The 10,696-nt window shown below is 59.3% G+C and carries 8 protein-coding genes; 6 read left to right on the top strand and 2 right to left on the bottom strand.

What is annotated here, in order from left to right:
- Positions 1-58 precede the first annotated feature (58 nt).
- On the bottom strand, positions 59-1,708 hold the full coding sequence (locus FHS78_RS18610) for a hypothetical protein (protein ID WP_167095971.1): 1,650 nt from the start codon (positions 1,706-1,708) through the stop codon (positions 59-61).
- A gap of 628 nt (positions 1,709-2,336) precedes the next feature.
- Here FHS78_RS18610 and FHS78_RS18605 point away from each other — a divergent pair.
- Positions 2,337-3,629: an AAA family ATPase gene (locus FHS78_RS18605; RefSeq protein WP_167095969.1), complete on the top strand. Its 1,293-nt coding sequence runs from the start codon at positions 2,337-2,339 to the stop codon at positions 3,627-3,629.
- Positions 3,630-3,845: 216 nt separating this feature from the next.
- On the opposite strand, the gene FHS78_RS18600 is transcribed toward FHS78_RS18605, so the two are convergent.
- Complete coding sequence (locus tag FHS78_RS18600) at positions 3,846-4,442, bottom strand: TetR/AcrR family transcriptional regulator (protein ID WP_167095967.1); 597 nt, start codon at positions 4,440-4,442, stop codon at positions 3,846-3,848.
- Between the two features lie 72 nt (positions 4,443-4,514).
- Between FHS78_RS18600 and FHS78_RS18595 the strand changes: the two genes are divergently transcribed.
- The 5 genes from FHS78_RS18595 (at position 4,515) to FHS78_RS18575 (ending at position 10,549) form a co-directional block, all read left to right on the top strand.
- The gene (locus FHS78_RS18595; RefSeq protein ID WP_167095965.1) at positions 4,515-4,922 is read left to right on the top strand and encodes a nuclear transport factor 2 family protein; all 408 of its coding nucleotides are present in this window, start codon (positions 4,515-4,517) and stop codon (positions 4,920-4,922) included.
- A gap of 149 nt (positions 4,923-5,071) precedes the next feature.
- A complete protein-coding gene (locus FHS78_RS18590; protein ID WP_167095963.1) occupies positions 5,072-7,942 on the top strand; it encodes an autotransporter domain-containing protein in 2,871 nt (956 codons plus the stop codon).
- Positions 7,943-8,026: 84 nt separating this feature from the next.
- Complete coding sequence (locus FHS78_RS18585; protein WP_167095961.1) at positions 8,027-8,197, top strand: hypothetical protein; 171 nt, start codon at positions 8,027-8,029, stop codon at positions 8,195-8,197.
- A gap of 181 nt (positions 8,198-8,378) precedes the next feature.
- Positions 8,379-9,827 (top strand): Ppx/GppA phosphatase family protein, encoded by a 1,449-nt coding sequence (locus FHS78_RS18580; RefSeq protein ID WP_343042016.1) that lies wholly within the window; start codon positions 8,379-8,381, stop codon positions 9,825-9,827.
- Complete coding sequence (locus tag FHS78_RS18575; RefSeq protein ID WP_167095959.1) at positions 9,827-10,549, top strand: RlmE family RNA methyltransferase; 723 nt, start codon at positions 9,827-9,829, stop codon at positions 10,547-10,549. The genes FHS78_RS18580 and FHS78_RS18575 overlap by 1 nt, the downstream gene beginning before the upstream one ends.
- The last annotated feature ends 147 nt before the right edge of the window (positions 10,550-10,696 follow it).

Here is a 10,696-nt window from a genome sequence, read left to right as displayed (position 1 = left end):
AGCCTCCATGGAGAAACTCCTTCCCGCCAATCAACGGGAAGCAAAATCAATCATCACCTCAAAATGCGAAAGGTGGGGCTACAACACCGCTTACATGTCGTGTGATGATGTAGATGTTCGTGGGTGATGCCTGGGTGTGCCCTTCATCGTCAACCCAGCACCTACGCATGGCTGTGCGGGACATCCCCTGGTAGAACCGCGCTGCCACATCCTCCACGATCAGACTACGAGCCAAGGCCAGGTCGACTTCGGCACACGGGTCGCCACAGTCATGGAGGTACTCGACGACAAGGTCGATTGGCGTTCTCTCCGTGGCTCCGAGGAAGATGGCGTAGGTGCAGTGGCTAAAGGCGTTGGAGGCAGTCTCCTGACCATGTGTACGATACACCAGCGGCGTTTCCGAAGAGACATCAGGTGCTCTCAGAACCCCAAGGGCTTGGAGTTGATCTCTAACACTCTGAGCAACGTCCAGGTTCTGAGGAGCCCGAGGCTTATGTGTCCAGATCAGCCCACACTCATCTTCGTAGCAACCAACAACTTGGGCTACTTCCTTCCCTAGGCTCTCCAGTACTTCCTGATCCTTGAAGAGTTTTTCCGCCCAGGTGCGACCAGAGCCACGGGAGCTGAGGAGGTGAATGGAGGTCGAGTTGTATCGTTTGCCAACCGATGATCCACCATCTTGCGATGGACCTACATAGTGGAACGGTTGAAGTCGTCCATTTCCCTTCTCACGCATACGCCGCAGCGATGCACGAATGGGGTACGAGGCATCCAGGTTCACCAGGCGCTTCAGGAGCTCGGCGGGGTAAGACGGAACCTTCATAAGAGCCCGGTTGTCCTCGCCATCGTCGAGGTTGAGCGGACGCCACTGTCCCTTGTGGTTGTATAAGAAGTCCCTAAAGCCAACGAGACGCTGACGTCCTACGAGCCCTTGAACCCTTTCAAGCACCTCCTCAGCAGACATCACCGTGAAGCTGAATGAGGTAAGGCTGGTACCTTCCCAACGCAGACATGCCTCCAACCAGTCATCGAGCAACTCGAGTTGCCGACGAAGGTCGTTGTGATCATCACTACCGCTCTGTTCAATAGCGGAGGTCACGGCGGTGATGGTGGACCGGAGGTCGACAGGAGACACCGACACAGGACGCCCCAATCTCAGGGTTTCATCATAGACGATGAGGTCGCGCTGCCGTCCCCCGTAGGAAAACGCTCCTGGAGAGTCGATGTTGCGTTGAAACTGCTCATGGGTGGCCAACAGGATCGGACGTTCGCTGCCTAACACAGGATCGACCTGTCGAAGGGTTGGAACCACTGCATTCCCAGGCTGCGTATGCAGCACATCGATATCGCCCGGTGAAATTGGGTGTGCCCCGGCAATCAGAGGCTGGTAGCTGACCTCCAGCTCTTCGATCTTCTGCCCGAGGATGGCCACAGAGATGTCCGGCCTATGCCGCCTTAGAATCTTGATGATCGAGTGCATGGCTGTCGTCTTTCCGAAGCCCGTGGACAATCCGATGGCCAAGGGGCCTTGGCGCAAGCCCAACGCCACATCGATCATGGATGCAACGGCTTGGGCAATCGCTCGCTCTTGTGTCGCACCAACGACATTGCCGTGGTTACGAAGACTGACCATGGTGACGTCGATTGCCTCGGTGATCATTTGCCCACGCAGATCGGCGGGCGCTGCGGGGGTGTCCGCATCGTTCATTGAAGTTCTCCTTATTGGGTAGGGGTAGCCGCGTGGCTAATTGCAGTTGCCTTGTCGCCCGAACTCAGCTCGCCTATTGGGTGGGGTTTTCAGCGCGTTCGTGACGGGGGACCTGCCACGCCTTGTGCTTAGGGTCGGGGTTTGGCCCGCTCTCGGCGGAGGCTGCCGTTGAGGTTTCTGCTAAGGGTGGGGTTTTAGGACCGTGCGCAGTGCCGAGTTCAGCTGGCGCTTGTGCTTAGGGTCGGGTTTTAGAGGCGGGACCGCAGGTTTCTCGATCCCCCTAGACTCCTCGCCCCATATGTTCTTGAAATGTTCTCATGGCCAGGTACCATGTTGGACCCATCGAGAACCTCAGAGACGCAGTGAGCGCCCAACGCTTCCTGTGGGTCCTGTGCCTGCACTGCGGCCACACGAAGAGGATCGACCCTCGGCCACTAGCGATGGTTTGGGGCGATATGAGCCTCAGGAAGCTGAAGGAGCGCATGAGGTGCGCCAGGTGCAAGAGGAAGCGGTCGGCTATCGTAATCGACGATGAGGAGTGGCCGGGACGCAGCGATTAGTCAAAGAATCGACTATGCTACATAATCAAATAAGCTCGATATCAACATAGCCACAAGCGGGCCAGCTTATGTTTCAAGGCATAGATAACGACAAAATTAAAGAAATACTTCGACAGCACTTCACGCCATCAGACCACATAACCACGCCGGAAAGGCTATTGGGACGTGATCGGTTACTTGAGCGCATTGATCGAGCCTTCAATTCGTCAGGACGGCTCGTTTTTATCTACGGTGATCGTGGTGTGGGGAAGTCGTCGCTCGCTCTCACCGCAGCACACCTTCACAACTCAGCTCAGTCCCAACCAATACATGTGAATTGCTCTGAGCATGGCACGTTTGAATCGGTACTCACGGCTATAGGTCGTGCAGCGGTGGATGTAGTTGAGCGGTTTGAGAGTCCTGGAGCCGCTCCAAGCTTCAATTTGACCGTAATGGGCAACGGAGTCGGCTACTCGCCGGGGAACAATGGAGCCGCTAGAGTCAATGCGCCCTCAGACATTAACGAGGCGGTTGATATCATTCGCTATGTGGGCAGCAAGCGATCGGGGACAGTAGTTATAGTCATCGATGAGTTCGAAAGGATTAAGTCAGTCAGTGAACGGATGAAGTTCGCAGAGCTGATTAAGAATTTCCCTGACGATGGCGGTCGCATACACCTCATTATTTGCGGAATTGCATCGACTGTGGATGAACTTCTCGGAGCGCATCCTTCTGCGGGGCGGCGCCTTGAAACCGTTGAAGTGCAACGGCTCCATCACGACCAGTTGTGGAAGATCATCACTAACGCCGCTGACAAAGTGAACGTGGAAGTCGGTCGAGAGACATTGATCAGAATCGGTATGATCAGCGACGGTTTTCCGCACTATGTGCATTTAATTGGAGAGTCCCTTTTTTGGGCCATGCATGATGACGAGAAGGTCGTAAGTAAGTGCAAGGCTAGGCATTACAAAGCGGGGATTGCGGAGGCAATTGGTCGCTCCGACGCGATCTATAAGGCGGCTTACAATACCGCTACAAAGAAGACGAAAAACACTGCGGACTACGAAAACGCGTTATGGGCGCTCGCTGACCATAATGACCTCCAGCGACAGTTGGGGGACATCTATAAATCGTACCTTCACATAGTGGCGCAGCTTAATCGACTGGAGGGTCTTGGCGGGGAGGATCGCAAGGAGCCGATCGCTCGTACTGCTCTCAATAGTCGCCTCCAGCGCCTCCGAGATCCTAATCATGGTGAGATCATCATTGGCCACGGCGCTGGCTGGTTTTCTTTTCGAGAGAACGTTATTCGAGGCTACGTTCGCTTGGTGGCGGAAGAAAAGGGTTTGGAGTTGGCTCGAGACAATTTCATCCCCAAGTGACTAGCAGTAGAGACTGCTCAAAAGGTCACCCACAAGACGTACACACACCCTATGTATGGGTATTGAAAACGCGAGAATTCCTGCGCTTTTGAGGACATCGGTGGGGGTCCTAGTCCCCCAGCCAGCCTTCCTGTTCCCCTCCTTCGGTTGTCCCGTTAAGCAAAAAGGCTGCGCTTCGGCAGGTTTCCGATTTGTATAGCGGCCTGGCGCCGATAATCACTGTGAGCGATTGCGCCGGTTGGATTTTCGGCAATCGCGGCTCACTGACATCCAAGCATTTTGAACAATTATTTCTATAGCATCGTGATGGTCATCGATGTCTTGGCACTTCCGTAGATAGTCATACGCTGGTCCCATCATAAGCGCGGAAGCGACAGGCCATGCGATATCCTCAACCTGCCCTTGCTTTACCCAGCCCTTGTACAATTCCGCCGCGACTTCGTGCGTTCGATCGATATCTTCTATGATTGGCGCAAGATCAGGGTCGGAATAGGCGCGGATGCGCAGCTCTTCGAAGAATAAAAACAATGCCCGGTTTGAAGTCGCCCATTCCAACAAGCCCCGAACGCTCGATTTGATCATTTCTTCAGGGGTATGAGCTCGACGCGCGGCTTCCGTCCTTTCAGACCACGTGGCGTTCGCTTCTCGCCAGAGAGCTATAGCGATACCCGGTTTTCCGGCAAAGAAGTGGTAGATGCTGCCGGTGGTTGCTCCGCTCGCCTTTCGAATATCGGCGATGGTGGTGCTGATGAACCCCTTCTCGACGAATATGGGCAAAGCAGCATCCAGAATTTCCTGCCGGCGGTTAGTCATTCATGGTCTCTTGACGGATGTAGAATGTTGTTCTAGTCTGCGCAGTAGAATGACATTCTAGTTGGTGGGGATATGACAACGATAACGGAAGAATCCCTTGTCGCGGCGGCATTGAGCTTTGTTCGAGCGGTCGAACAGATGAACGGCCAGGAGATGGAGGGCTATTTTGCTCCTGACGTCCAGCAAATCGAAATGCCAAATGTGTTCAAACCTTCGGGTGAAACTCGTGATCTGAACGCACTGAAGGCGGGTATCGAAAAGGCAAAAGGGGTCATCGAGCAGCAGCGCTTTGACATCCTCAAGACAATCGCCAGTGGCGATATGGTGGTTTTGGAGATGCTGTGGCATGGCACTGTCGTAGCAGACCTGCCTGCTCTGCCGAAAGGTCAAAAACTCAAGGCCCATTGCGTTGCCATCTTCGAATTCAAAGAGGGACAGGTCATCAGACTACGGAACTATGATTGCTTCGATGCAATCTGACGGCATGCTCCACGTCACCGGCGGCCGTTATATAGACCACTAAACGTCATCAATGAAATGCCTGCGGGCAGTGCACGAATTCGCGGCGAAACCGTCGGAGCGAAGACGGAAGAGTTGTGTCCAAACCATGCTTTTCAATTGGAGGTCCCGTGCGTTTCAGACCAAATGTACTAACTGGATTCTATTCTTCGCTTTCGCTTCTTGCTCTGGCGGTTTTTCATTGCCCTACCAGTGCGCAGGCGCAGGGCATTTGGACCGGCGGCGTCGACAGCGACTGGTCGACGGGCGGCAATTGGGACGATGGTAACGTGCCGAACGCCACGGTCGACGTTCTCATCAACGGGGCAGGCGTCCCACCCTATGTCGTCGATCCGGCAGGTGCCTACGCCAAGCGCGTGACCGTCGGGGACAGCGTTGGTGCTGGCACACTGGACATCCAGAGCCTGGGGTTTCTCCAGATCGCCGATGATCTCGTTATTTCCGACCCGAATGGCGCGAACCCGGGAAGCGTAACATTGACCGGGGCCGGTGCCTTTCTGAACGTCAAGGGTGCATTGACGATCAATGACAGCGGCAACGGAATCAGCAAACTCACGATTGACGGTGGTACGACCGTCGCAGTGAACGGTACCACCACAATCGGCGATGGCACCGTTCTTCAATTCACAGGCGCATCGGGAGGCACACTCCTGGGAAGCGGAGGTGTTGCTATAGATGGCACACTGCTCTTCGATCAGAGTGCTGGCGGGATCACTGTCGGGAAAGATCTGTTCGGGGCAGGTATCGTGAAAGTCTCATCCGGCACAGGAACAGTTGTTCTGAGTGGCGACAATTCTGCCTTCACAGGCATTTTCAACGTTAGCGGGGGGGAACTCGATGCGGTGAGTGCCAATGCGCTTGGCGGAGCGCAAGGCACCGCGACGCTGAACCTTTCCGGTGGTCTCCTGTCATTGCACGACACTACCCGGTTTTCCCAGTTGATCGGCAGCGGCGGGGTAGTCAGTCTTGACGGGGCTAATCTTGTGATCAACCAGGAAACCAATTCGAGTTTTGCCGGCAACATCGACGGGGTGGGCGGCCTTACCAAATCCGGTTCGGGTTTGCTGATCCTCACCGGGGCAAATAGCTACGACGGCGGCACGCTGGTAAATGCCGGAACGCTTCATGTGAGCGGAGGCAGCGCCCTTGTCGATAGCGGCGATGTCGCAGTCTCGTCGGCAGGCAGGCTACTGGTTGCCGATTCCGAAACTATTGACGATATTTTCGTCAACGGCGGGACAGTTGCGATCGAGGGGCTAGAGACACTGACCACCGACGCATTCAACATGTCTGATGGTGTGTTGGAGGGAGGTATCATTAGCGCCTCCGGCTTTGCTTTCGAAAGCGGGGCCGTCGCTTCCAATCTCGTCGGGTCGGGGGCGTTGACCAAAAGCGGTGCGGGCACGTTGTTGCTTTCAGGTAAGAACACCTTCTCCGGCGGCACCACCGTTTCCGAGGGTGACCTTATCGTCACCGGCATACTTGGCGACATTGTGGTTAATGGTGGCACGATCGGAGGAACGGGGACGATTGGAAACACCGTGGTAGCCGGGGATGCCGCAGTAGCTCCCGGAAATTCCATCGGCACACTGAACGTGGCAGGAAATGTCATCCTGGCGTCAGGATCCACCTACGAGGTAGAACTAAATGCTGCGGGCGACAGCGACCTGATAAACGCCGGTGGCTTAGTGACTGTCAATGGCGGCACAGTCAACATTGTTCCCTTCCCGGATTATGCCGTTGGCACCTCGTATCACATCATACATGCAGATGGCGGTCGCACGGGCACGTTCGATGCGGTTACCGGCGTGGCAGACAGCCTTTTCTTATCCCCGACCCTCAGCTATGAGGCAAATGACGTCTATCTCGCCATCAATCAGACAGAAGTCTTCGAAAGCGTTGCGCTGACGCCCAATCAGATCGCTACCGCTGGTGGCGCAGACAGTCTTGGCCCCGGCAACGCAGTCTGGGACGCAATTGCCAGCCTCAATGAGGGTGCTGACGCGATAATGGCATTTGATGCACTTTCCGGCGAGATTCACGGCTCGGTGCAAACGGCACTTCTTGACGACAGTCGCTTTCCGCGCGAGGCGGGGCAGGGTCGGCAGCGCGTGGCGCACGGTAGTATGGCCGACAATGATGCGCAGACCGAGGATCGAAGCTTCGGGATTTGGGGGCAGGCATTAGGGTCCTGGAGCCAGTGGGATAGCGACGGCAACGCCGCTGCGCTCGACCGTTCGATCGGCGGGTTCATTCTGGGCGGCGATGCGCCGGTCCGGGGCGACATGCGATTCGGTGTGCTGGGGGGGTATTCCCGCTCAACCTTCAGCGTCGATGGCCGTTCGTCCTCGGGTACGGCCGATACTTACACGCTGGGTGCCTATGGTGGGGGTGGATGGGACGCTTTCACCTTGACGGGTGGGGTCGCTCATAGCTGGCACAGCATCGAAACATCGCGCTCGGTGGCCTTCTCGGGCTTCTCCGACAGCCTTTCGGCATCCTACAGCGCCCGGACCCTGCAAGCTTGGGGGGAGGCGGCATACTGCGTCGAAACAGGCACGGTCCGGTTCGAGCCCTTTGCCAACCTGGCCCATGTGAACCTGTCGACCGACGGCTTCACCGAGAGCGGCGGCGCGTCAGCGCTGACGGTGGCCTCCAACACAGTAGATACGACTTTCACAACCCTTGGGCTGCGCGCCGAGACTGATGTCCAACTGGGTAATACGGATGCAACGCTGCGTGGCCTGCTGGGCTGGCGGCATGCGTTCGACGATACGCCGCCCTCGCAGATGCGCTTCGCCTCGGGTGGCGATGCGTTCACTATCGCGGGTGTGCGGCTGGCGCAGGATATCCTGATGCTCGACGCCGGGGTCGATGTAGACCTCGATGAGAACGCCACGCTGGGATTTGCCTATGGCGGTCTGTTCGGATCGGGTGTTCAGGACCATTCGGCCCGCCTCAACTTGAATATGCGGTTCTGATTCCCGGCGCCATTGCCGGCGCATTCCCGCAAAAAAAAACACCGCCGTGCGGAAAAAATCGGGATCGAGAGTCCGGAGGCGCTTATGGCAGCGGGGAGTGTGCTTCTTCCTGCCATAGCGGGACTGACGATCCGCCCCGGGCTGACCAGCGATGCGCGCATGGGCGAGAATGTTTTCGCGCTGCTCAAGACGAACTTCATCGCGACGCTGGAAAGCCTGACACCGAGACGGGCGCCCGCCCGCGGCGGTGCGTAACTCGCGGGATTTCCCGGTTTTTCGGGCCCGGCGGGGCCGGCCGAACGCGCGGCTTTACCGCTTTTCCGAAGCTGTTAGACTTGGCCCCAACTGAGAACAGAGGGAATCCGGTGTTCGAAGCGCGATCGGGGCCTTGTGAGGGGACGCCGATACTGCTGCTTCCCGGATTTTTAAGGATCGCGTGCAACACGACGATGAAGGCGGCGCAAGGGACGCATCGCGTCCCGCCGCCGGGCATTCCATGCCATCGATCCGTCCCGGCTCCGATGGAGGCGGCGAGGGAAAGGCGGGCGGGGAGGCCACCCGAAAAGACACCGGACCTGCGCCTGCGCGCCGTCGCAAGCGCCGGGGAAAGCGTGGCCGGGGCCGCAATACCGAAAATAATGCCGAGGCCAATGCGGACTCCGGAGCCGGCCCGTCGAAGGACCGCGCGACGGGCGCCAAAGCCTCGTCCAGCGACAGCGAAACGAAATCGCGCCCGGCCCGGCGAAAGCGGCGCCGAGGCAAACGCGGCGCGCCGGGCGCGCGGGCGGCGGCGGGCGGCCGGGAAAAGCTCTATGCCGCGCTCGATCTCGGCACCAATAATTGCCGCCTGCTGATCGCCCGGCGCAGCGCCGACGGGTTCAAGGTGGTGGACGCCTTTTCGCGCATCGTGCGGCTGGGCGAGGGCGTGGCGGCCAATGGCCGGCTGAGCGACCAGGCCATGGACCGGGCGGTGGAAGCGCTGCGCATCTGCGCGGAAAAGATGGAGCGGCGCGGCGTCGGCCGGGCCCGCGCCATTGCGACGGCCGCCTGCCGCGCGGCGGATAACGGGCCGGATTTCATCGAGCGGGTGAAACGGGAGGCGGGCCTCTCCCTCGAAATCGTCTCGACCGAGGACGAGGCGCGGCTGGCGCTGGCGGGTTGCGCGCCGCTGCTCGACCGCGACTGCGAGGCGGCGCTGGTCTTCGACATCGGCGGCGGCTCGACCGAACTCATCTGGGTCGAGATCGACGGATCGGCCGGGGACGGCGCGGCGCCGGCGCGGCCGCGGATCGCCGATTGGGTCTCGCTGCCACATGGCGTGGTGACGCTCGCCGAAAAATATGGCGGCGAGGACGTGTCGGAGGATATTTACGGGGAGATGGTCGAGGAGGTCGCCGGTCATCTGGCGCCTTTCGTCGCGCGCATGGCGGCGTGGCAGGAGGAAGCCGGGCACGGGGCGATGCCGCCTTTCCACCTGCTGGGCACCTCCGGCACCGTGACCACCATCGCGGGCGTCATGCTGGGCCTCAAGCGATACGACCGCACGGTGGTGGACGGGATCTGGCTGTCGCCGAGCGACGTGCACCGGGTGACGCGCGATCTGATCGCGATGGATTATGACAGCCGGGCCGGGCACCCTTGCGTGGGCGAGGAGCGGGCCGACCTCGTGCTGGCGGGCTGCGCCATCTTCGAGGCGATCGCCGAGGCCTGGCCGAGCCATCGCCTGCGCGTCGCCGACCGGGGGCTGAGAGAGGGCATATTGCTCTCCATGATGGATGCCGACGCCGCCCGGGCGCGGCGCAGGCGCCGGAGGCGGCGCCGCAAGCAAAAGGCCAACCGGCAGCAGGGCCCGGCGGCAAATGCGACGGAAGCGAGTAGCGAGTAATGGCCGAGAAAAAGAAGGGCAGCGGCGCCCGCAGCCTGAAAGTGCGGGTGAAAACCGCGAAGCGCCGCAAGACATCCTCCACGCGCTGGCTGCAGCGCCAGTTGAACGATCCTTACGTGCAGGCCGCCAAACGCGACGGGTTGCGCTCGCGCGCCGCCTACAAGCTGACGGAAATCGACGACAAGTTTCACGTGCTGAAGCCGGGCCAGCGCGTGGTGGATCTCGGCGCGGCGCCCGGCGGCTGGTGCCAGGTGGCGGTGGACCGGGTGAAGGCGATGCCCGGCGCGGGCAAGGCGCAAGGGGCCGTGGTCGGCATCGACCTGCTGGAGGTGGAGCCCGTGACGGGCGCCACCATCCTGCAGATGGATTTTCTGGAAGAGGGCGCGGAAGAGCGTCTGATCGCAGAGCTGGGCGGCCCTCCCGACGTGGTGATGTCGGACATGGCGGCCAATACGACCGGCCACAAGCAGACCGACCACCTGAAGATCATGGCGCTGTGCGAGGCGGCGGCCCATTTCGCCATCGAGGTGCTGAACGAGGAGGGCGCCTTCATCGCCAAGGTGTTCCGGGGCGGCACGGAGAACGAGCTGCTGGCCTTCCTCAAACAGCACTTCAAAGTGGTCCGGCACGTCAAACCCAAGGCCAGCCGCGCCGATTCGTCGGAGATGTATGTGCTGGCGACGGGCTTCAAGGGCCGGGGAGAGGGCGCGGAGGAGGCCTGACGCCAAGGGCTTTGCCCGGCTTTTGCCCGTTGCGATAAAACTGTGCCGCAATGCGAAGAGAAGCGCTTTGCATATCCCCGCTTCGGTGTTAAGAACCAGCGCCAACACAAGGCAGGCAGGCCAGTCCTCCATTGAGGAAAAGGGCCG

Origin of the sequence: Parvibaculum indicum (assembly GCF_011762095.1) — a bacterium.
GTDB classification, from domain to species: domain Bacteria; phylum Pseudomonadota; class Alphaproteobacteria; order Parvibaculales; family Parvibaculaceae; genus Parvibaculum; species Parvibaculum indicum.
This window is presented reverse-complemented; position numbering and strand designations above follow the sequence as displayed.

Coding starts and splice junctions, on each gene's coding strand:
- FHS78_RS18610 (WP_167095971.1), bottom strand. CDS start 1,708: ATGAACGATGCGGACACCCCCGCAGCGCCCGCCGATCTGCGTGGGCAA.
- FHS78_RS18605 (WP_167095969.1), top strand. CDS start 2,337: ATGTTTCAAGGCATAGATAACGACAAAATTAAAGAAATACTTCGACAG.
- FHS78_RS18600 (WP_167095967.1), bottom strand. CDS start 4,442: ATGACTAACCGCCGGCAGGAAATTCTGGATGCTGCTTTGCCCATATTC.
- FHS78_RS18595 (WP_167095965.1), top strand. CDS start 4,515: ATGACAACGATAACGGAAGAATCCCTTGTCGCGGCGGCATTGAGCTTT.
- FHS78_RS18585 (WP_167095961.1), top strand. CDS start 8,027: ATGGCAGCGGGGAGTGTGCTTCTTCCTGCCATAGCGGGACTGACGATC.
- FHS78_RS18575 (WP_167095959.1), top strand. CDS start 9,827: ATGGCCGAGAAAAAGAAGGGCAGCGGCGCCCGCAGCCTGAAAGTGCGG.